Source organism: Geodermatophilus marinus (assembly GCF_003428645.1).
GTDB lineage: Bacteria > Actinomycetota > Actinomycetes > Mycobacteriales > Geodermatophilaceae > Geodermatophilus.
Genome location: NZ_QVQH01000003.1, coordinates 138,006 through 157,976 on the forward strand (window position 1 = coordinate 138,006; position 19,971 = coordinate 157,976).

At 77.6% G+C, this 19,971-nt stretch carries 19 protein-coding genes, 1 pseudogene and 1 riboswitch; of the genes and pseudogenes, 7 read left to right on the forward strand and 13 right to left on the reverse strand.

The window, feature by feature from the left end; translation table 11 throughout:
• Both pknB and D0Z06_RS04735 read right to left on the reverse strand, forming a co-directional pair.
• Positions 1-2,001 (reverse strand): Stk1 family PASTA domain-containing Ser/Thr kinase, encoded by a 2,001-nt coding sequence (pknB, locus tag D0Z06_RS04730; protein ID WP_199522129.1) that lies wholly within the window; start codon positions 1,999-2,001, stop codon positions 1-3.
• Positions 2,002-2,155: 154 nt separating this feature from the next.
• Positions 2,156-3,619, reverse strand: a complete 1,464-nt coding sequence (locus D0Z06_RS04735; protein WP_117376228.1) for a glycine hydroxymethyltransferase — start codon at positions 3,617-3,619, stop codon at positions 2,156-2,158.
• A gap of 29 nt (positions 3,620-3,648) precedes the next feature.
• Positions 3,649-3,734, reverse strand: a riboswitch (ZMP/ZTP riboswitch).
• 61 nt (positions 3,735-3,795) lie between these two features.
• Between D0Z06_RS04735 and D0Z06_RS04740 the strand changes: the two genes are divergently transcribed.
• From D0Z06_RS04740 to D0Z06_RS26140, 3 genes and pseudogenes are all read left to right on the forward strand, one after another.
• On the forward strand, positions 3,796-4,119 hold the full coding sequence (locus tag D0Z06_RS04740) for an Rv2175c family DNA-binding protein (protein WP_117376229.1): 324 nt from the start codon (positions 3,796-3,798) through the stop codon (positions 4,117-4,119).
• A 52-nt stretch (positions 4,120-4,171) separates the two neighbouring features.
• Positions 4,172-4,522: a lycopene cyclase domain-containing protein gene (locus D0Z06_RS04745; RefSeq protein ID WP_117376230.1), complete on the forward strand. Its 351-nt coding sequence runs from the start codon at positions 4,172-4,174 to the stop codon at positions 4,520-4,522.
• A 41-nt stretch (positions 4,523-4,563) separates the two neighbouring features.
• Positions 4,564-4,728: pseudogene (locus D0Z06_RS26140) on the forward strand (lycopene cyclase domain-containing protein); the annotation flags it as partial.
• Here D0Z06_RS26140 and D0Z06_RS04755 read toward each other — a convergent pair.
• From D0Z06_RS04755 to D0Z06_RS04765, 3 genes are read right to left on the reverse strand one after another with little or no spacing between them, the layout of a single operon-like run.
• Positions 4,725-5,678: a phytoene/squalene synthase family protein gene (locus D0Z06_RS04755; protein WP_199522130.1), complete on the reverse strand. Its 954-nt coding sequence runs from the start codon at positions 5,676-5,678 to the stop codon at positions 4,725-4,727. The pseudogene D0Z06_RS26140 and the gene D0Z06_RS04755 overlap by 4 nt on opposite strands.
• Positions 5,675-7,210: a phytoene desaturase family protein gene (crtI, locus tag D0Z06_RS04760; protein WP_117376232.1), complete on the reverse strand. Its 1,536-nt coding sequence runs from the start codon at positions 7,208-7,210 to the stop codon at positions 5,675-5,677. Before crtI ends, D0Z06_RS04755 begins: the two co-directional genes overlap by 4 nt.
• Positions 7,210-8,337, reverse strand: coding sequence for a polyprenyl synthetase family protein (locus D0Z06_RS04765; protein ID WP_117376233.1), 1,128 nt, complete (start codon positions 8,335-8,337; stop codon positions 7,210-7,212). Before D0Z06_RS04765 ends, crtI begins: the two co-directional genes overlap by 1 nt.
• Positions 8,338-8,507: 170 nt before the next feature.
• On the opposite strand from D0Z06_RS04765, the gene metF reads away from it, so the two are divergent.
• Complete coding sequence (gene metF, locus D0Z06_RS04770; protein ID WP_117376234.1) at positions 8,508-9,443, forward strand: methylenetetrahydrofolate reductase [NAD(P)H]; 936 nt, start codon at positions 8,508-8,510, stop codon at positions 9,441-9,443.
• Here metF and D0Z06_RS04775 read toward each other — a convergent pair.
• Positions 9,433-10,095 carry a hypothetical protein gene (locus tag D0Z06_RS04775; protein WP_117376235.1) on the reverse strand — a complete coding sequence of 221 codons (663 nt, stop codon included), beginning with the start codon at positions 10,093-10,095 and terminating at the stop codon, positions 9,433-9,435. The genes metF and D0Z06_RS04775 overlap by 11 nt on opposite strands.
• 187 nt (positions 10,096-10,282) lie before the next feature.
• On the opposite strand from D0Z06_RS04775, the gene D0Z06_RS04785 reads away from it, so the two are divergent.
• The gene (locus D0Z06_RS04785) at positions 10,283-11,773 is read left to right on the forward strand and encodes a carboxylesterase/lipase family protein (RefSeq protein ID WP_117376237.1); all 1,491 of its coding nucleotides are present in this window, start codon (positions 10,283-10,285) and stop codon (positions 11,771-11,773) included.
• Between the two features lie 37 nt (positions 11,774-11,810).
• Here the strand turns inward: D0Z06_RS04785 and D0Z06_RS04790 are convergent, their stop codons facing one another.
• The gene (locus tag D0Z06_RS04790; RefSeq protein ID WP_117376238.1) at positions 11,811-12,596 is read right to left on the reverse strand and encodes a lipase family alpha/beta hydrolase; all 786 of its coding nucleotides are present in this window, start codon (positions 12,594-12,596) and stop codon (positions 11,811-11,813) included.
• Between the two features lie 58 nt (positions 12,597-12,654).
• Here D0Z06_RS04790 and D0Z06_RS04795 point away from each other — a divergent pair, with 58 nt between their 5' ends.
• Entirely contained in the window at positions 12,655-13,317 is a 663-nt protein-coding gene (locus D0Z06_RS04795) for a CDP-alcohol phosphatidyltransferase family protein (protein WP_117376239.1), read from the forward strand.
• Between the two features lie 113 nt (positions 13,318-13,430).
• Entirely contained in the window at positions 13,431-14,408 is a 978-nt protein-coding gene (locus tag D0Z06_RS04800) for a carbohydrate kinase family protein (protein ID WP_117376240.1), read from the forward strand.
• 10 nt (positions 14,409-14,418) lie between these two features.
• Here the strand turns inward: D0Z06_RS04800 and D0Z06_RS04805 are convergent, their stop codons facing one another.
• Genes D0Z06_RS04805 through D0Z06_RS04830 form a run of 6 tightly spaced genes read right to left on the reverse strand, consistent with a single transcriptional unit; the run spans position 14,419 to position 19,768 of the window.
• Positions 14,419-15,069 carry a flavin reductase family protein gene (locus tag D0Z06_RS04805; RefSeq protein WP_233517448.1) on the reverse strand — a complete coding sequence of 217 codons (651 nt, stop codon included), beginning with the start codon at positions 15,067-15,069 and terminating at the stop codon, positions 14,419-14,421.
• The gene (locus tag D0Z06_RS04810) at positions 15,066-16,220 is read right to left on the reverse strand and encodes a glycosyltransferase family 2 protein (protein WP_199522131.1); all 1,155 of its coding nucleotides are present in this window, start codon (positions 16,218-16,220) and stop codon (positions 15,066-15,068) included. The genes D0Z06_RS04805 and D0Z06_RS04810 overlap by 4 nt, the downstream gene beginning before the upstream one ends.
• Positions 16,217-17,017 (reverse strand): carotenoid biosynthesis protein, encoded by an 801-nt coding sequence (locus D0Z06_RS04815; RefSeq protein ID WP_117376241.1) that lies wholly within the window; start codon positions 17,015-17,017, stop codon positions 16,217-16,219. The genes D0Z06_RS04810 and D0Z06_RS04815 overlap by 4 nt, the downstream gene beginning before the upstream one ends.
• A complete protein-coding gene (locus D0Z06_RS04820; protein WP_117376242.1) occupies positions 17,014-18,657 on the reverse strand; it encodes a phytoene desaturase family protein in 1,644 nt (547 codons plus the stop codon). The genes D0Z06_RS04815 and D0Z06_RS04820 overlap by 4 nt, the downstream gene beginning before the upstream one ends.
• Positions 18,654-19,241, reverse strand: coding sequence for a GNAT family N-acetyltransferase (locus D0Z06_RS04825; RefSeq protein WP_117376243.1), 588 nt, complete (start codon positions 19,239-19,241; stop codon positions 18,654-18,656). Before D0Z06_RS04825 ends, D0Z06_RS04820 begins: the two co-directional genes overlap by 4 nt.
• On the reverse strand, positions 19,238-19,768 hold the full coding sequence (locus tag D0Z06_RS04830; protein ID WP_117376244.1) for a YbaK/EbsC family protein: 531 nt from the start codon (positions 19,766-19,768) through the stop codon (positions 19,238-19,240). Before D0Z06_RS04830 ends, D0Z06_RS04825 begins: the two co-directional genes overlap by 4 nt.
• Positions 19,769-19,971: the final 203 nt, after the last annotated feature.

Genomic DNA, 19,971 nt, shown 5'->3' on the forward strand with positions numbered 1-19,971 from the left:
CTACCCGAAGCTCAACAAGAGGTTGACGGTCGTGCCCTGGTCGACGGTCTCGCCGGCAGCGGGTTCCTGGCGGTAGACGCGGTCGCCGGTGATGAAGGTCTGGAACTCGGGCACCAGGCCGGCCTGCTCCAGGAGCGCGACGGCCTCCTCCTGGCTGCGGCCGGACACGTCCGGCACGACCACCCGCGGCACGCCGACCGAGACGGTGATCGTCACGGTGCTCCCGTAGGCGGCCTTCACGCCGGTCGCGGGGGTCACGGACATGACCTCGCCGGTGTCGACGTCGGCGCTGCGGCCCTCGGCCCGGGCGACGTCGAAGCCCAGCGCCTCCAGGTTCGCGGCGGCCTCCTCCGGGGCGAGGCCGACCAGCGCCGGGACGGCGACGGGCGCAGGCCCGCGGCTCACGTAGACGGTGAGGTCCTGGCCGCGCTGCAGCGGCGTGCCGGCCTCCGGCTCGAACCCGGAGACGTGGCCGACGGGCACGTCGTCGCTGTAGTCCTGCACCTCGGAGGGGACGACGGGCACGTCCTCGAGCCGGGTGCGGACCTCGTCCAGCGGCAGGCCGACCAGGTCGGTGCCCACCTCGAAGCGCTCCTGCCCCCGCGACACCACCAGCTCGACGTCGGTGCCGCGGATCGCCTCGCCGCCGTCCGGGTCGGCGGAGATGACCACGCCCGCCGGGACGTCCTCGCTGAACCGCTCCTCGGCCACGACCGGGTCGAGCCCGGCCTGCTGGAGCAGGTCCACCGCGACCGCCTGCTCGCGGCCGGCCAGCGCGGGCACCGTCGTCCACCGGCCGGAGCCCAGCCACCAGCCCACGGCGCCGATCGTCACGAGCACGAGGAGCACGACCGCCACGGCCAGCCGGGCGCGGCGGCGGCGCACCGCCTCCGGGACACCGGGCCGCGGGCGGTCCGGCGGGGCCGGCCGGCGCGCGCCGACGTCGGTGGTCGGGCCGGCCCCCATGCCGGGCAGCGTGCTCGTCCGCGAGCCGCGGCCGGGCCGGCTGCCGCCGGGGCCGAGCACCTGGGTGCGCGGCTCGCCGGGGTCGCTGGGGTGCCGCGGCCGGGGACGGGTGGGCCGGTTGGTCGGCCGCAGGGTCCCCGGGCCGGCGCTGCTGCGGCCGGTGGGCACCGGCATGCGCTCGACCCCGAGGTCGCTGCGGACGTCCTCCAGGTCGGCGAGGAACGCGCCGGCGTCCAGCGGGCGGACGGCGGGCTCGCGGCGGGTCGTGCGGGTCACCAGCTCGTCGACCTGCCACGGGATGCCGGGCACCTCCGCCGACGGCGGCGGCATGTCGTGGTGGACGTGCTGGTAGGCCACGGCCAGCGGGGTGTCCCCGCCGTAGGGCGGGTGGCCGGTGAGCATCTCGTAGAGGACGACCCCGGCGGCGTACACGTCGCTGCGCGCGTCGGCCTTGCCCCGCTCGAGCTGCTCGGGGGAGAGGTAGGCGACCGTGCCGATGAGCACCCCGCCGGTGTGGCTGGTCTGGCCGGTGCCGGTCAGCGCGCGGGCCAGGCCGAAGTCGGCGACCTTGACCACGCCGTCGACCCCGATGAGCACGTTCTCCGGCTTGATGTCGCGGTGCACGATGCCGGCCCGGTGCGCGGCGGTCAGCCCGGCGAGCACCGGCTCGAGGACGGCGAAGGCCTCGGCGACCGTCAGCCGGCCGCGCGCCTGCAGCAGGTCGCGCAGGGTGCGCCCCCGGACCAGCTCCATGACGAGGAACACCAGGCCCTGGTCGCTGCCCTGGTCGCTGACCGACACGACGTTGGGGTGGCTGAGCATGGCCGCCGCCCGCGCCTCCCGGGTGAACCGGTCGACGAAGGTCGGGTCGTGGGCCAGGTGCTCGGCCATGACCTTGACCGCGACGGTGCGGTGCAGGCGGAGGTCCTGGGCCGCGTAGACGGTGGACATGCCGCCCCGGGCCAGCCGCTCCTGCAGGTGGTAGCGCCCCTCGAGAACGAGGCCGACCACGGGGTCGGTCACGGCGGTGTCCACGCGGCCGAGTGTAGGAGCGTCGCCGCCGGTCACGGCCGGTACACGCGGGCGGGGCCGGTGCGGCGGTTCACCCGTCACACGCTCCCCACGGTGTGCGGGGTGGATCCGTCGGCGTCACGCCGTCGGCGTCACGCCGACGGATCCACCCCGCTCCTCACGCGAGGTCCAGGCCGGGGTAGAGCGGGTGGGCGGCGAGCAGCTCGTCGGCCGCGGCACGGGTCCGGTCGGCGACCCCGTCGGCGGTGGCGTAGCGCGCCTTCGACGGGCTGCCGTCGCGGGTGGCGGTGGGCCGGGTCGCGCCGAGGACGTCGACGATGAGCTCGGCGGTGCGGTCGAACTCGGCAGCGCCGAACCCGCGGGTGGTCAGCGCCGGGGTGCCCAGGCGGACGCCGGAGGTGTACCAGGCCCCGTTGGGGTCGGCCGGCACGGCGTTGCGGTTGGTCACGATGCCGGCGTCCAGCAGCGCCGACTCCGCCTGCCGGCCGGTCAGCCCGAAGCCGGACACGTCGACGAGCACGAGGTGGTTGTCGGTGCCGCCGGTGACCAGCCGGGCGCCCCGGCGGGTGAGCCCCTCGGCGAGCGCCTGCGCGTTGCCGGCCACCGCCTGCGCGTAGCCGGCGAAGTCGGGACGCCGGGCCTCGGCCAGCGCGACCGCCTTGGCGGCCATCACGTGCGGCAGGGGGCCGCCGAGCACCATCGGGCAGCCGCGGTCGACCGCCTCGGCGTACTCCGGCTGGGCCAGGACCATGCCCCCGCGCGGCCCGCGCAGCGACTTGTGCGTGGTCGTGGTGACGACGTGGGCGTGCGGCACCGGGTCGTGGTCGCCGGTGAACACCTTGCCGGCGACCAGCCCGGCGAAGTGGGCCATGTCGACGACCAGGGTGGCGCCGACCTCGTCGGCGATCTCGCGCATCCGGGCGAAGTCCACCCGGCGCGGGTAGGCCGAGTAGCCGGCCATGAGGATCAGCGGCCGGAACTCCCGGGCCCGCGCGCGGACGGCGTCGTAGTCGAGCAGCCCGGTCCCCGGGTCGGTGCCGTAGGAGGACTGCTCGAACATCTTGCCGCTGATGTTGGGGCGGAAGCCGTGGGTCAGGTGGCCGCCGGCGTCCAGGGACATGCCGAGCATCCGCTGGTCGCCCAGGGCGTGGCGCAGTCGGGACCAGTCGGCGTCGGTGAGGTCGTTGACGTGCCGCACGCCGGCCTCGGCCAGCGCCGGGGCCTCGACCCGCTGGGCGAGCACCGCCCAGAAGGCGACGAGGTTGGCGTCGATGCCCGAGTGCGGCTGGACGTAGGCGTACGGGGCGCCGAACAGCTCGCGGGCGTGCTCGGCGGCCAGCGCCTCCACGGTGTCGACGTTCTGGCAGCCGGCGTAGAAGCGGTGCCCGACCGTCCCCTCGGCGTACTTGTCGCTGAACCAGTTGCCCATGGTGAGCAGCACTGCGGGGCTGGCGTAGTTCTCGCTGGCGATCAGCTTGAGCGAGGCGCGCTGGTCGGCGAGCTCGGCGCCGATCGCCTCGGCCACCCGCGGCTCCACCGCGCCGATGACCTCGAGGGCGCTCGCGTAGGCGGTGCTGGCGGCGGCTGCGGTGGCGGTGGGGGTCACGGTCACGTCGGTCATGGGAGCACTCCAGCGCAGGGTCGACTCGGGAGGGGTGCCCAGGCGCCCGGCGGGGTGGTGCGAGCCGCTCCCCGGTGGTCGGTCCCACCTCCATGCGCCAGTCACGGCCCCGCCGGGAATGGTAGCCGCGGCACGGCGGTCGGCCGGACGCGATCCCGCCGACCTAGGCTCGTGGCATGGAGACGCTCACCCCCGCGGAGGTCGCCGCGCTCTTGGGGGTCTCGCCCAACCGGGTCCGCCAGCTGCTGCGCGAGCGCAAGCTCCTCGCCGTCCCGGGCAGCGGGGGCAGCCGCATCCCCGCCGACTTCCTGAAGGACGGCGCCGTCCTCAAGCACCTGCCCGGCCTGATCACCGTGCTGCGGGACGGCGGGTACGCCGACGAGGAGGTGTTCGACTGGCTGTTCCGGGCCGACGAGTCGCTGCCCGGCACCCCGGTCGAGGCGCTGCGCGGCGACCGGCACACCGAGGTCACCCGCCGGGCCCAGGCCCTGGCCTTCTGATGCGGGGTCAGGGCGTGGTCCCCGTGCTCCTGCCGCTGCACCGGGCGCGCGCGTGGGCCCCCTGACCTACCTGGCGCTGCTGGCCGGCTGCCTGGTCGTCACCGCGCCGCTGGAGCTGGTGCTGCGGGTCCGCGTGTACGCCCGCTGGCGGCGGCTGCTCCTGGCGATCGCCCCGGAGTTCGTCGTCTTCGTCGTCTGGGTGCTGTACGCGATCTCCCAGGGCCACTGGGACTACTCCGCGTCGCTCACCCTCGGCGTCCGGCTGCCCGGCGGTGTCCCGGTCGAGGAGGTGCTGTTCTTCCTCGTCGTCCCGGTGTGCTCGGTGCTGGCGCTCGAGGCGGTGCGCACGGTGACCGGGTGGGACGCCGGGTACCCGGCCGAGGAAGCGGAGGTGGGCCGGTGAGCTACAGCGCCCTGGCCGTGGCCGCCGTCGTCGCCGTGCTGGTGGTCGACCTGGCCGTCTACCGCACCCGCATGGTCACCCGCCCGGTGTTCTGGGTGGCCTACGCGATCATCGTGTCCTTCCAGCTGCTGATGAACGGCGTGCTCACCGGCCTGGACGTGGTGACCTACGACCCCGGCACGATCTGGGGGCCGCGGATCGCCTACGCGCCGGTCGAGGACCTGCTGTTCGGCTTCGCCATGGTCACGCTCACCCTGGCCAGCTGGGCGGCGGTCAACCGGCGGGCGAACACCGCCAGGCGCCGCGGCCTGGACACCCGCACCCGGCGGTCGAGCACCCGGTAGTCGGCCCGCTCGATCTCGGTGAGGATGCCGCCGTACAGGGCGGTGGCCGCCCGCACGCAGTCCCGCGACCCCGGCGCCAGCATCGGCGTCCCCGGGGCGGCGTCGTCGTAGCGGCGGCGCACGATCGCCACCATCTCGCGCATGAGCCCCCGGAACCGGGCGTCGTGGTGCCTGGCGGCGAGCTGCTCGCGGGTCACGCCGTGCGCGGCCATCACGTCGGCGGGCAGGTAGACCCGGCCGCGGTCGACGTCCTCGGCGACGTCGCGGAGGAAGTTGGTCAGCTGGAAGGCCTCGCCCAGGGCGATCGCGTGCGGCGCGGCCTCCTCCCGGGCCACGCCGGGGGCGGTGCCGAGCACCGGGAGGACCTGCAGGCCGATGACCGCCGCCGAGCCCCACATGTAGCGGTCGAGGGCGTCCATGTCGGCGTAGCCGGTGACCTCGAGGTCGCTGGTCATGGCGGCCAGGAAGTCGACCAGGTGCTCGACCGGGATCGCGTAGCGGCGGTAGGTGTGCACCAGGGCCAGGCGCACGGGGTCGTCGGACCAGCCGGCCTCCAGCTCGGCGAGGGCGGCCCGCGACCAGTCACCCAGGTCGCCGACGGGGTCGGGCCCGGGGTGGTCGACCAGGTCGTCGGCGGTGCGGGCGGCGGCGTAGAGGGCGTGCACCGCCGGGCGGCGGTCGGGGGTCAGCAGCCGGGTGGCCAGGTGGTAGCTCTTCCCGTGCGCGGCGGCGATGCGGGCGCAGTGCCGGTAGGACGCGTCGAGGCGGGCCTGCCGGGCGGCGGTCGTCGGCGGGGGGCCGGTGAGCGTCACCGGGTCCCCTCCAGCCGGGCGGGGGCGGCCGTGCCGGCGCGCTGCACCGGGCCGGTGATGCGCTCGGCGGCCAGCCGGCCGCTGATGAGCACCATCGGGACGCCGACCCCCGGCTGCACCGAGGAGCCCGCGAGGACGACGTTCTCCGGGCCCGAGCGCGGCAGCGTGGGCGGGCGGAACGGCCCCGTCTGGCCGAAGGTGTGCGCCAGGGCGAACGGCGTGCCGGCCGCCATGCCCTGCGCGGCCCACGTCAGCGGTGTGTCCATGCGCTCCACCTCGATCGCGCCGGTGATCCCGGCCCAGCCCCGCGCCTCCAGCACGGCGAGCAGCTCGTCGCGGTAGCGGGGGGCCAGCGCCGCCCAGTCCAGGTCGGGGTTGCCGCCGCTGCGCCGGTCCAGGTTGGGGGTCGGCGCGACGACGCTCAGCACCTGCCCGCCCTCCGGGGCCAGGGACCGGTCCGTGGCCGACGGCATGCTGACCAGCAGGCTCGGGTCGGTCATGGGCCGGCCCAGCCGGGTCAGCTCGTCGAAGACCTCGCGCCAGGCCGCGCCGAAGGTGATGGTGTGGTGCGCCTGCCCGGGCAGCTCGGTCCGCACGCCGACGTGCAGGGCCACGCAGGAGGGGGAGTGGACCGGCCGGCGGGGCCCGCGCAGCCCCGGCACCAGCCGGTGCGGCGCGTCGGCGGTGACGACGACCGCGTCGGCCGGCAGCCGGCCGCCGTCCTCGGTGCGGACGGCGGTGACCCGGGATCCGCGGGTTTCCAGCGCCGTCACGCCGCAGTCGTACCGCAGCGTGACCCCGGCGTCGGCCGCCGCGGCCGCGAGCGCCCGGGGCACCGCGGCGATGCCGCCCACCGGGTGGTGCACGCCGGCGCCGATGTCGAGCTGGGCGATGACCGCGTAGGCGGCGATGGCCCGGAACGGGCTGACCCCGGCGTAGAGGGCCTGGAAGCTGAACAGCCGGCGCAGCCGGTCGTCGGTGAAGGCGCGCTCGACGTGCCGTGACAGCCGGCCGAAGCCGCCCCGGCGGACCAGCCGCACGAGCTCGGGGCCGAGCAGGTCCAGCGGGGTGTCGAGGTTGCGGTCGATGAACGTGCCGCGCTGCAGCCGGTAGAGGTCGGCGAGGTCGGCGAGGTAGCGGCGCAGCGCGGCGGCCTCGGCCGGCCCGCACAGCGCCTCCACCTCGGCGGCGAAGGCGTCGGGGTCGGCGCGCACGTCCAGGTGCGAGCCGTCGGCGAACTGCGCCCGGTAGCTGGTCTCCAGCGGGAGGAGCTCGAGGCGGTCGGTGAGGTCCTCGCCCACCGCGGCCAGGGTGTCGGCGAGGACCTCGGGGGCGGTGAACACCGAGGGGCCGGTGTCGAGGGCGTAGCCGCGGTCCTCGACCCGGCCGGCCCGGCCGCCCGGCCCGGGCCCGCGCTCGACGACGGTGACCTCGCGCCCGGCGCCGCGCAGGCGCAGCGCGGTGGCCAGCCCGGCGAGCCCGGCGCCGACGACGACGACCCGGTCGGTGCGCCCGGGAACGGTGCGGACCATCAGGCGGTGCGGCTGGTCGCGGCCACGGCCAGCGCGTCGAGCGCGGCGCGGGCGGGCGCGGTCACCGGGGCGGCGGCGATGCCGCTGCGGGCCAGGGCGGTGCGCTCGGTGATCCGCTCCTCGACCCGGGCGCGGGCGCCGGTGGTCTCGATCAGCCGCCGCAGCGCCTCGAAGTCCTCCGGCCCGGCTTCGGCGTTGCCCAGCAGGTCGGCCAGCAGCCGGCGGCCAGCGGCGTCGGCGGCCTCCTCGGCGAGGGCGATGAGCAGGGTCCGCTTGCCCTCGCGCAGGTCGTCGTCGGCGGACTTGCCGGTCACCGAGGGGTCGCCGAACACCCCGAGGACGTCGTCGCGCAGCTGGAACGCCTCGCCGAGCGGCAAGCCGATCGCCGTGCACACCTCCGCGGCGCGCTCCCCGGCGCCGGCGATGGCCGCCCCGAGCTGCAGCGGCCGCTGCACGGTGTAGCCGGCGCTCTTGTAGCGGGCCACGGTGAGCGCGCCGTGGGGGCCGGGCAGCCCTCCGGCGGCGCGCAGCAGGTCGAGGTACTGGCCGGCGGTGACCTCGGTGCGCATCGTGTCCCAGACCCCCCGGGCGCGGGTCAGGGCGGCGGGGGAGATGCCCGAGCGCCGCAGCAGCTCGTCGGACCAGACCAGGGCGAGGTCGCCGACGAGGATGGCGGCGCCCACCCCGAAGGCCTCGCCGTCCCCGGCCAGCGCGGAGTCGCCGTGCAGCCGGGCGAAGCCGACGTGCGTGGCGGCGCGGCCCCGGCGGGTCACCGCGCCGTCCATGACGTCGTCGTGGACCAGCGCGCTGGCGTGCACGAACTCCAGCGCGGCGACGGCCCGCAGGACGGCGGCGTCGTCCTCGGCGGGACCCTCGCCGGTGAGGCCGCGCCAGCCCCAGTAGGCGAACAGGGGGCGCAGCCGCTTGCCGCCGTCGGCCAGGGCGCACAGCTCGTCGATGACCGGGGTGAGCGCCGGGTCCATCGCGGCGAGGGTCTCGCGCTGGCGGCCGAGGAACTCCTCCAGCGCGTCGGCCACCGCCGCCCGGACCCGGGCGACGTCGGCCGCGTCCTCGGGCGGGGCCGGGGGTACAGGCCTCGGCACGCGCTGCTGCTCCCCGGTCGTCACCGTCCGAGTATCGCCCGAACCCGATCGGCGGGGCACGACCGGCTGGTGGTGGTCGATCAAGGTCACGGGTCCTCCCGGGGCGGACGGTGCGCGGCTTCCGCGCTCCCTTCGCCCGGGTGCCCGGGGACGGATGCACCGGTGCGGCGGGCCGCTCCGTATCCTCGGGACCCGTGACGCGGACCGTGCGGGACCTGCTCGCCGAGGGCCGGCCCACGTGGTCGTTCGAGTTCTTCCCGCCCCGGACCCCCGAGGGCGCCGAGCAGCTGTGGACCGCGCTGCGGCAGCTGGAGCGGCTGCAGCCGTCGTTCGTGTCGGTGACCTACGGCGCCGGCGGCTCCACCCGCGAGGGCACCGTCTCGGTGACCGAGCGGATCGCCACGGAGACGACGATGACCCCGCTGGCGCACCTGACGGCGGTCGACCACAGCGTCGCCGAGCTGCGGCACGTGGTCAGCCGGCTGGCCGCGGCCGGGGTGCGCAACCTGCTCGCGCTGCGCGGCGACCCGCCGGGTGCCGACCCGCAGGCCGAGTGGGTCCCGCACCCGGAGGGGCTGCGGTACGCCGCCGAGCTGGTCGAGCTGATCCGCGCCATGGGCGACTTCTCCGTCGGGGTGGCGGCCTTCCCGGAGCGCCACCCGCGCTCGCCGGACTTCGAGACCGACGTCGAGATGTTCGTGCGCAAGTGCCGGGCCGGGGCCGACTTCGCCATCACGCAGATGTTCTTCCGGGCCGAGGACTACCTGCGGCTGCGCGACCGGGTCGCCGGGCGCGGCTGCGACGTCCCGGTGATCGCCGGGGTCATGCCGGTCACCAACGCGCGGCAGATCACCCGCATCGTGCAGCTGTCCGGGCAGGCCTTCCCGGAGCCGCTCGCGGCCCGGTTCGCCGAGCTCGACGGCGACCGCCCCGAGGACAGGGCCGCGGTGCGCGCCTACGGCGTCGAGGTGGCCACCGAGCTGTGCCGGACGCTGCTGGCCGAGGGCGTGCCCGGCATCCACTTCATCACCATGAACCGGTCGACGGCGACGCGCGAGGTCCACGCGAACCTCACGGCGGGCCCGGCCGCCCGGGACGCCGACCTCGCCGCCGTCCCCGTCACTTCCTGAGCTGCACCGCGGGGTCGCCCGGCGCCCGCGACCCGTCCGCGGCCGCCGCGGCGGCCGCGGCGGCCCGGAGCAGCGCCTGCCGCTCGGCGGCGTACCCGCCGAGGACGCCGACGACCGGCAGGTTGGACAGCGCCCGGTGCCGCAGCTTCCCCTTGGGGCGGGCGTCGAGCGCGTCGTCGATGCGGGAGAGCAGGCGGGCCACCCGCCAGAGGGTGCGCAGGTTGCCCCGCACCCCGGCGCGCCGGTCCCGCGGGCCCAGGGCCTCCTCGGCGTAGACCCCCTTCTCGCGCGCGAGCAGCGGGCGGACCCGGTCGGCCGGGAGGTCGCGGGCCAGCAGCACGCGGGCGAGCAGGGCGACCCGCTCGGCGGGATCGTCCACGGCGTGCTCGACGGCCACCCCGCCGACGACCAGCGACTGCGCCGCGGCGCCGAAGGCGTTCTGCAGCGGCAGCAGGTCGGCGAGCTTGCCGATGAACCGCGGGGCGGCGCCGGTCACGGCCAGGACCCGGGGGAGCCGGTGGGCCCACCACCGGTCGCGCTCGGCCTGCGGCCGGGCCGGGGGGCGGCCCAGCCGGCGCACGAGGGGGCGGGTCAGCCGGTCGACGCGGCGGAGGACGTCGACGACGACCGCGTCGCTGATGGGGGGCGCCATGGCCCGGGGCTACCCGCGGCCGCCGGTCGGCCATGCACCGGGCGTCGGGCGCGTGCTCGCCGACCTCGCCGTGCGCCCGCCGGCCCCGCGGTCCACGGCGGAGCCGGCGACCGCGACGCGGAGCCGCCCCCGCCCGCCGGCCCGGGCCCGGGCGGCGGCCCGCGCGCGGGTCGGGTAGACCTCGGGCATGCAGCTCGAGGTGGTCACCACGTCCGGGGTCGTCCGCGGCGCCCCCAGCGGTCCCGTCGTCGCCTTCAAGGGCATCCCCTACGCCGCGCCGCCGTTCGGCGACCTGCGCTTCGCCGCGCCCGCCCCGGCGCCCCGCTGGGAGGGGGTGCGGGACTGCTCCGGGTACGGCCCCACCGCGCTCAAGCCCCCGTACCCCGTGCCCGTGGACGCGCTGCTGCCCGAGCCGGTGATCCCGGGCGAGGACGTGCTCAACCTCAACGTCTGGACCCCGGACCCGGGGGCCGGGGGCCTGCCGGTGATGGTGTGGATCCACGGCGGGGCCTTCGTCAACGGCTCGGGCGCGGTGCCGGTGTACGACGGGACGGCGTTCGCGCGCGACGGCATCGTGCTGGTGACCGTCAACTACCGGCTGGGCGTCGACGGCTTCCTGCACTTCGACGACGACGGCCCGGCCCACCGCGGGCTGCTGGACCAGGTCGCCGCGCTGCAGTGGGTCCGGGACAACATCGCGGCCTTCGGCGGGGACCCGGACCGGGTCACGATCGCCGGCGAGTCCGCGGGGGCGATGAGCGTGACGTCGCTGCTGTCGATGCCGCGGGCGGCCGGGCTGTTCCGGCGGGCGGTGGCCCAGAGCGGCGCCGGGCACCACGCGCTGTCCCCGGCCACCGCGCACCGGGTGGCCGGGTACCTCGGCCAGCGGCTGGGCGTGCCGCCGACCCGGGAGGCGCTGGCCGCGGTGCCGGTGGAGGAGCTGGTGGCCGCGCAGCGGGCGCTGTCCGTGGAGGCCGCCACCGTCCCGGACCCGGCGCGGTGGGGCGAGATCACGCTCAACGCGATGGTCTTCGAGCCCGTCGTCGACGGCGACGTGCTGCCCGCCCTGCCGATCACCGCGGTCGCGGCCGGGGCCGGGGCGGACGTCGACGTGCTGGTGGGGAGCAACACCGACGAGCACACCCTCTTCCTCGTCCCCAACGGGGTGGCCGACGTGGTCACCGAGCAGGCGCTGCACATGGTCCTGGCCGGCTACGGGGTGCCGGCCGGCGCCGCCCTCGCCGCCTACCGCGCCGACGCCCCCACGGCCTCGCCCGGTGACCTGCTGGTCCGGGCCGCCACGGACTGGTTCTTCCGCATCCCGGCGGTGCGGCTCGCCGAGGCGCGGCAGGGAGGGCCGGGGCGGACCTTCGTCTACGAGTTCGCCTGGCCCAGCCCGCAGTTCGGCGGCCGGCTCGGGGCCTGCCACGCCCTGGAGATCGCCTTCGCCTTCGACACCCTGGGCGCCGAGGGGGTCGAGCCGATGGCGGGGCCGGCGGCGCCGCAGGAGCTCGCCGACGCCATGCACGCCGCCTGGGTGGCGTTCGTGCGGGACGGCGACCCGGGCTGGCCGCCGTACGACACGGCCAAGCGGCCGGTGCAGGTGTTCGGCGTCCCCGGCGGGGTGGTGGCCGACCCGCGGGCGGGCCAGCGGGAGCTGTGGGAGGGCGTCCGGTAGGCCGGGCGACGCGCCGGCCCGGCCGCATGCGGTCGCGTCAGCCGGTCAGCCGGGCGCAGTCGTCCGGGCCGAGGGGGACGGGGGCCCCGGCGCCGAGCTGGGTGACCACCATGGCCTGCACGAGCCGGTCGCGGGGCAGGTCGGTGTGGCCCACGCGGGCGTCGCCGCACACCGACTGCACCGGCAGGTCCAGCGCGCCCTCCAACCGGGCGGACCCCGGCGGGCGGACCGTCTCGTCGCCGGTGGTCCAGATCGACACCCAGTCCGGGCCCGCCGGCGTCTCGTCGCCGGCGTTGAGCGCGGCCAGGACGGGGCTGGCGGTGCCCAGTTGGCGGCAGGCCTCCGGGCAGCGCTCCGGGGCCAGGCCGGCGGCCAGGTCGGCCAGCGTCGTCCCGTGGTGCGGCGAGCCGAGGGTGACCACCCGGCGGGCGACGTCCGCGCCGCCGCCGGCGACCCACAGCCGGGCCACCACCCCGCCGGCCGAGTAGCCGACGACGTCGGCGGCCGCGGCCCTGGTGCGCTCGAGCGCCGCGTCGACGGCGGTGGCCAGCGCCGCGGCCGAGACCGCGAGGTCGCCGGTGCCGTCGCCCGGCAGCGCCACCACGGTGGCGTCCCGGCCCTCGGCGCCCAGCCGCTCGGCCAGCGGCTGCAGCGCGGCGGTGGACCCGCCGTAGCCGGGGACGAGCAGCACCGGGCCGGGCCGGGGCGCCGGGTCGGCCGCCGCCCCGCCGCCGGTGCCCGAGCAGCCGCCGGCCAGGAGGGTGACGGTGGTGAGGAGGGCGGTGCCGAGGGCGGCGGCGCGGGCTCGGCGGACGGCGGGCACCGCCCCACTGTCCCCGACGCGGGCCGGCCTGGTGGACTGCCCGGCATGGGGACCCGCCGTGCTCAGCCGTGACGAGTACCTCGCCGAGTGGTCGCGGTGGCACGGCGGCGCCGGCGCCGACGGCAGCCGGCTGGTGCGCGGCTGGCTGTCGATGTCCTACGCGCTGGCCCGGCCGGTCGCCGGGACGCCGCCGGTGGTCGCCACGGCGCTGGGGCTGGCGGTGGCCGTGGCCGCCGTCGTCCCCGCCGCCGCCGGCGGGGCCTGGCTGGTGGCGGCCGGCGTCCTCGTCGGGGTGTCGGCGGTCCTCGACTCGCTCGACGGCGTCCTCGCCATCGCCGGTGGGCGGGCGTCGCGGCGCGGTTACGTGCTCGACTCGACCGTCGACCGGCTCAGCGAGGCCGCGTTCGCCGCCGCCCTGTGGGTCGCCGGCGCACCGGGCTGGCTGGCCGCCGCCTTCGGCGCGCTGTGCTGGCTGCCCGAGTACCTCCGGGCCCGCGCCGGGTCGGCCGGGGTGCGCGAGACCGGCGTGCTCTCGGTCTGGGAGCGGCCGACCCGGGTGGCCATGGCCGGCTTCACCCTCGGCGGGGCCGGTGTGGTCAGCGCCGCGGACGCCGACCTGGTCGCCCCCGTGGTGACCGCAGGCACCGCGGTGGGGTCGCTGCTGGGCGCGATCGCGCTGGTCCAGCTGGGGGTCGCGCTGCGCCGGGCCCTCGGCGACTGACCGGGGCCGGGCGGCGCCGCGGGCCCGCGGGCCCTACGCTTTGGCCGTCACCTCGCGTTCACCGGACCGACCCCGCAGGACGTGCCACCGACCGCCCACCCGAGGAGCGCCCCGTGCCCGTCGCCGTCACCGGTTCCATCGCGACCGACCACCTGATGACGTTCCCCGGCAAGTTCACCGAGCAGTTCGTCGAGGGCCAGCTGGAGAACGTGTCCCTGTCCTTCCTCGTCGACGACCTCGTGCAGCACCGGGGCGGCGCCGGGGCGAACATGGCCTACGGGCTCGGCCTGCTCGGCCTGCGGCCGGTGCTGGTGGGGGCCGTCGGCAGCGACTTCGCCGACTACGAGGCCTGGCTGAACCGGCACGGCGTGGACACCCGCAGCGTGCACTGGTCGGAGCTCAAGCACACCGCCCGGTTCGTCTGCACCACCGACGCGGTGAACAACCAGATCGCGTCGTTCTACTCGGGCGCGATGTCGGAGGCCTCCTCGATCGAGCTGGCGCCGGTGGCCGCGCGGGTGGGCGCGCTGGACCTGGTGGTGGTCGGCCCGAACGACCCGGTCGCGATGGTCCGCCACACCGAGGAGTGCCGGGAGCGGGGCTACCCCTTCGCCGCGGACCCGAGCCAGCAGCTGGCCTGGGCCGACGGGGAGATGATCCGCTCGCTCGTGGACGGCGCGGAGGTGCTGTTCACCAACGAGTACGAGGCGGCGCTGCTCCGGCAGAAGACCGGGTGGGGCGACGACGAGGTGCTCGCCCGGGTGGGCACCTGGGTCACCACCCGCGCGGCCGAGGGCGCCCGGGTGCGCCAGGCCGGGGCCGAGGACATCCTGGTCAAGGCGGTGCCCGAGACCAAGCCGGTGGAGCCCACCGGGGGCGGGGACGCGCTGCGCGCCGGGTTCATCGCCGGGCGCGCCTGGGGGCTCTCCCTCGAGCGGGCCACGCAGCTGGGCTCGGCGGTGGCCACCGAGGCGGTGGAGGTCGTCGGCACCCAGGAGTACGGCCTGCACCGGGAGCCGTTCCTCGCCCGCTTCGCCGACGCGTTCGGCACCGAGGCCGCGGACGAGGTCGCGCCCTTCCTCCCGGGCTGAGCGCGCGGGGTCAGCTGCCGCGCAACTGCTCGCCGATGGAGGGGTCCTCGGCCCACCGGCGGTGGGGGATGCGGCGGATCTCCTTGACCTCGCCGATGGTCGACCACTCGTTGCCGCCCAGCCGGGCCAGGGGGCGCAGCCGCTCGATCCGCGGCCGGCCGTCGTGCACGGCCTCCTCCCACACGCTGACCAGTTCCACCCGGCCGAAGACGACGGTGCTGTCCCCGAGCCGCACGGTCGAGTGCAGGCGGCACTCCAGCGTCACCGGCGAACCGGCCACCCGGGGCACGGAGACCCGCTCGGACGGCTCCAGCGCCACGCCGCACTGCTCGGCCTCGCTGACCCCGTGCGGGAAGTCGGTGGCGGTGGCGTTGACCTGCTCGAACAGCGGCTCGGGCGTCAGGCTGACGGTGAACTCGCCGGTCTCCTCCACGTTGGTCAGGGTGTCCTTGCGGCCGACCGAGGTGAACTGCACGACCGGCGGCGACACGCAGGCCACCGTGTAGAAGGAGTGCGGGGCCAGGTTCACCCGGCCCTCGGCCGACCGGCTGCACACCCAGGCGATGGGCCTGGGGACGACGACGGAGTTGAGCACCCGGTAGAAGGCGCCGCTGTCCATCCCCGCCGGGTCGAACTGCACTCGGGCGGTTCCGCTGGTCACCGGGTCATCGTCCCCCGCGCCCGGACCGGCGCGCCCACCGGGCGGCCGCGCCAGCTCAGCGTGCCGCGCCGGCGGGCCCGCACCGACGCGGCCACGAGCAGGTCGAAGACCAGCAGCGAGACCGGGTGGGCCAGGGCGTCCGGCCACACCCGGCTCCCGGTCGCGGCCGCCGACACCGCCCGCCCGGCCACCCCGGCCGCGTAGCCCACCAGGCCGGCCCGCGAGCCGCGCAGCGCCGCCAGCGGGGGGAGCACCCAGACCGCCGTCAGCGCCGCCGCCGTCGCCGCGCTGGCCACCGGCGAGCCGCCCACCGACGCCCACAACGACTTCGTGTAGCCGGCCCGCAGGGCCGGCCAGCCGTCGTACATGCGGCAGGAGGCCAGCCGGGAGCCGTCGACCGGCACCGCGCGGCCGCCGGTGCGCTTGACGGCGCGGGCGAGGGCGACGTCCTCGATCACCTCGCCGCGGACGGCGGCGTGCCCGCCGGCCCGCGCGTAGGCCGATCGCGGGAGCACGAGGAACTGCCCGTTGGCCGCGGTCAGCGAGGGACGCGGTGACCGCTCGGCCAGCCGGACCGGCAGCGTCGTCACCCACAGCCAGGGGCCCAGCGGCTGCACCAGCCGCTCCGCGGGGCCGCCGGTCACCGGCCGGGGCCAAGGCGAGACGAGGTCCAGCCCGTGCGCCTCCAGGACGGCGACGGCGCCGGCCACCGCGTCGGGCTCCAGGCGGACGTCGGCGTCGACGAAGACCAGGACGCCGTCGTCGGGCCCGGCCCCGTCGCCCCTGCCGGCCTCCCCGGCACCGACCGCGCAGGCGTGCGGCTTGCCCAGCCAGCCGGCCGGCAGCGGGCCGGCGGGCACCAGGCGGACCCGGTCGTCCGCCACCGACCGCACCACGCCGGCGGTGCCGTCGGCGGAGCCGTCGTCGACGACCACCACGCGCAGGTCCGGCACGCCGCGCTGGGCGAGCACCGCGGCCAGGCAGCCGCCGACCTGGGTCTCCTCGTCCCGGACCGGGAGCACGACCGTCACCGGCCGGCGGACCGGTGGCGGCTGGGCCGGCGGCCGGCGGACGAGGGCGGCGTTGACCGCCGCGTGCACCGCCCCGGCCACCGCCAGGCCGGCCAGCACGCGCACCGGCCGCCCGCTCACCGCCGTCCGGCCCGGCGCTGCTGGACGGCCAGCGCGACGAGCACGGGGACGGCGAGGACCACGCCCCACGCCGCCGAGCCGGGGAGGTCCAGCCAGCCGGCGTGCGCCAGCGCCCCGCCGAGGGTCATCCAGGCCAGCACGAGCAGCGGCGGGCCGTCGCCGGCGCGGACCGGGCGGCCGGCGACCAGGAGGTCGAGCAGCGACATCAGCACCGCCCCGGCCAGCAGCCAGCCGGCCAGGTTGGTCAGCGGCACGGTGTCGATGCCGGGCAGCCCGGGGTCGGGGTGGGCCCAGGTCCAGAAGCCGGCCTGGACCAGCTGCGGGTCGAGCACGACGTCCCAGCCGGCGAAGACCGCGGCGGCTCCGGCGACCCGGGCCGCGCGCCGCCGCCGCGGGCGGACGTCGCGGGTGAGCCGGGCGGCCAGCAGCCAGCTCGGCCAGGCCATCATCAGCCAGGCCAGGGGCACCAGGAACGGGACGCCGAGCAGCGTGGGGCCGAGGTCGTCGCTGTAGGAGTACTCGCCGTAGGGGAACCCGGTGGCCAGCCCCACCGACTCGAACACGACCGCGGTCGCGGCCACCAGGCCGAGGACGACCGTGCCGGTGCGGGCGTCCCGGCTGACCGCCGCGTGGGCCACCGAGAGCGCCGCGCCGAGCAGCACGATGACCCAGCTGATCGCCGTCCGGGTGCCGCCGTCGGCCAGGGGGTAGGCGATGGCGGTCAGCACCACCAGCGCGGCCAGGGCCCACGGCAGCGCGGGCGCCCGCCGGGCGGGGGGTGCCTGGAGGTCGGTCACCGCCGCCCCCGGACGCGGCCGACCGCCGCCGACACGAGGGCCCGGCCGCGGGCCAGCCGCCCGCGGTCGGTGAGCACCAGGCCGGCCGCCGTCCGCCCCGAGTTGCCCGACACCCCGCCGCCGGGGTGCGTCGAGGCGCCGGCGAGGTAGAGCCCGGCGAGGCCCGGCACCCGGTAGCCGGCGAGCGCCGGGGTCGGCCGCAGGCCGAACATGCTGGCCAGGCCCATCTCCACGTGCATCACGTTGCCACGCAGCAGGGACAGCTCGCGTTCGAGCAGCAGCGGGGTCTGCACGTAGCGCTGCCGGACCGAGGCGGAGAATCCGGGGGCGTACCGGTCGACGGCCTCGAGGAGCCGCTGGGCCTCGGCCTCGGCGAGGGCGTCCCAGTCGCCGCCGCCGGCGAGGGCGTACGGGTACCACTGCCCCCACACGGTGACCACGTGCCGTCCTCCGGGGGCGAGGGTGCCGTCGGACGCGGAGAAGCACATCGCGAGCGCGACCGGCTCGCGCGGCAGCCGGCCGGCCAGCCAGTCGCCGTGGGCCGCCGCCAGCTGCGCCCGGTCGGTGCACAGCAGCTGCAGCCCGCCCTGCGCCAGCGCCGGGTCGACCCCGGGGTAGGCCGGCGGTGCGTCGGTCAGCGCCCGCACCACCAGGCCGAACCCGTTGCCCAGCGGCGGCGCGGCGGCGGCCAGCGCCGGGGGCGCGTGCTCGCCGGCCAGGTCGCGGGTGGCCAGCACGTGGCAGGCGGCGACCACCACGGGGGCCGCGACCCGGCGTCCCGACACCGTCTCGACGCCGGTCACCCGGCCGTCCTCGACCAGCAGCCGGGCCGCGCCGTCCCCGAGGACGACGCGGCCGCCGTCGGCCTCCAGCCGCCGGCGCAGCGCGGCGGTCAGCCCGCCGGAGCCGCCGACCGGGTGGCCGGGCGGGACGTCGTGCAGCAGCGCCACCCAGCCGACCATCGCCGCGGTGCCCGGTTCGGACATCGGGGGGCCGGACTGCGCACCGAACCAGGCCAGCGCCGCCTTGAGCCGCTCGCTGGTGAACCAGCGGTCCAGCAGGGCGTCCCCGGAGCCGAGGAAGTCCGCGGCGAGGTCGCCGCCGGGGGTGCGCGGCCGGCCGTCGGCCGGCGCGCCCAGCGGCCAGAAGGCGCGGACCAGACCGCCGGCGGTGGGCCGGTTGCGGAAGGAGGTGACGACGGCGCGGGCGCGCGGGCGCCACACCGCGACGAACTCCCGGTAGGCGGCCGCGTCGGCGGGCCCGCACGCGGCCTCGATGGAGGCGCAGGTGGCGTCCAGGTCGACCGAGAGGACCAGCGGGCGGCCGTCGGGCCCGGGGTCGCCGGGGGAGGGGGCGGGGGCGAACCCCCACGGGTCGCAGTCGACGTAGCGGAGCCCGTGGGCGGCGAGGTCGAGCTCCTCGACGATCCCGCTCTGCCGGATGATCACGTGCGCGCTCGACCCGCGGTCGACCCGCACCCCGGGCCAGCGCTCGACGGTGGAGACCGCCCCGCCGAGCACCTCGTCGCGCTCGAGCACCTCCACCCGGAGACCGGCGCGGGCCAGGTAGCAGGCGGCGACCAGGCCGTTGTGCCCGGAGCCGACGACGACGGCGTCGACGGCGGGGGAGGGCGGCCTCACCGGGCGTCGGGCCGCGGCGACGGAGCAGGCAGCGGGAGCCGGACGCCGAGGATGGCGAAGGGGCGGAGGTCGCCGGGGAAGTGGTGGTTGCGGGCCAGGTCGACGAAGCCGTCGGCGTGGTAGAGCCGGAAGGCCTTCGTGTCGTTGTCCGGGGTGGAGAGCAGGGCCGCCGGGTAGGGCAGGTCGGCCAGCAGCGCGTGCAGCAGCCGGCGGCCCAGGCCGCGGCTCTGGTGGTCGGGGTGCACGTGCAGCTCGCAGACCTCGAAGGCGCCGGGCAGCCAGCGCTTCGCCGTCCGCCGGTCGAGGGCGGCCCGCACCTGGTCGTGCCACCACTGACCGGGCGCCACCAGGTAGCCGTAGCCGAAGCCGACCAGCCGGTCGCCGTCCGGGGTGGGGACGAAGGCGCCCACGGCCCGGAACCCCGGCCGCTCGGTGTGCTGGACGGCGTACCCGTACCGGCCGGCGACCACCGACGGGGTGTAGCCCATGGCCTCGCCGTAGATGGCCAGCGCCTCGTGCATGTGCTCGCGCAGCCAGCGGGCGGGCAGCTCGGTGACCCGCGCGGCGGGCGTCGTGCCGGTCACCGGGCCACCGCGTCCGCTGCCGGGCCGACCGCTCCGGCGTCGACGGGGCCGGGACCGACCTCGGCGGCCGTGCCGCCGGTCAGCCGCAGCAGCTCGTCGTAGGTGGTGGGGAAGACCGCGCGCGGGTGCCCGGCCGCGGCCCAGACCCGCTCGTGGCGGGCCAGCTCGACGTCGACGAGGGTGCCGATCGGCTCGGGGTGGCCGACGGGCGCGACCCCGCCGATCGGCTGGCCGGTGTGCTGCCGGACGAACTCCGGGCTGCCGGGCGCCAGCCCCGGGACGCCGAGCAGCGCGGCGACCGTGCCGACGTCGACCCGGTGCGCGCCGCTGGTCAGGACGAGCAGGGGGGCGCCGGCCACGTCGAAGACCAGGCTGTTGGCGATGGCGCCGACCGGCACGCCGAGCTGCGCGGCCGCGGCGGCCGCGGTGCGGGCGCTGCCGGGGAGCTCCACCACCTCACCGGTCGCACCGGCCGCGGCCAGGAGTCGGGCGATCGCTGCCACCCGGGGGTGGTCGGGCCGGCTCATGGGCCGATCCTCCCATCGGGGCCGCAGCGGCGCCGCGTCCCGGGGCGCCGCGGGCGTCCGCCGCCGCGTGCGGCCGGTGGTGGGTCGGGGGAGGTCGTCGCGGCGCGTCCCGGCGTGCCGGCCGTCGCGGCCCCCGTCGAGGTGTCGGACCCCGGCCGTACCGTCCGCCGCAGGCGGGCCGGTCCCGTGCGGGCGCGTCCGGC

Coding starts and splice junctions, on each gene's coding strand:
- D0Z06_RS04735 (WP_117376228.1), bottom strand. CDS start 3,619: ATGACCGACGTGACCGTGACCCCCACCGCCACCGCAGCCGCCGCCAGC.
- D0Z06_RS04740 (WP_117376229.1), top strand. CDS start 3,796: ATGGAGACGCTCACCCCCGCGGAGGTCGCCGCGCTCTTGGGGGTCTCG.
- crtI (WP_117376232.1), bottom strand. CDS start 7,210: ATGGTCCGCACCGTTCCCGGGCGCACCGACCGGGTCGTCGTCGTCGGC.
- D0Z06_RS04775 (WP_117376235.1), bottom strand. CDS start 10,095: ATGGCGCCCCCCATCAGCGACGCGGTCGTCGTCGACGTCCTCCGCCGC.
- D0Z06_RS04785 (WP_117376237.1), top strand. CDS start 10,283: ATGCAGCTCGAGGTGGTCACCACGTCCGGGGTCGTCCGCGGCGCCCCC.
- D0Z06_RS04830 (WP_117376244.1), bottom strand. CDS start 19,768: ATGAGCCGGCCCGACCACCCCCGGGTGGCAGCGATCGCCCGACTCCTG.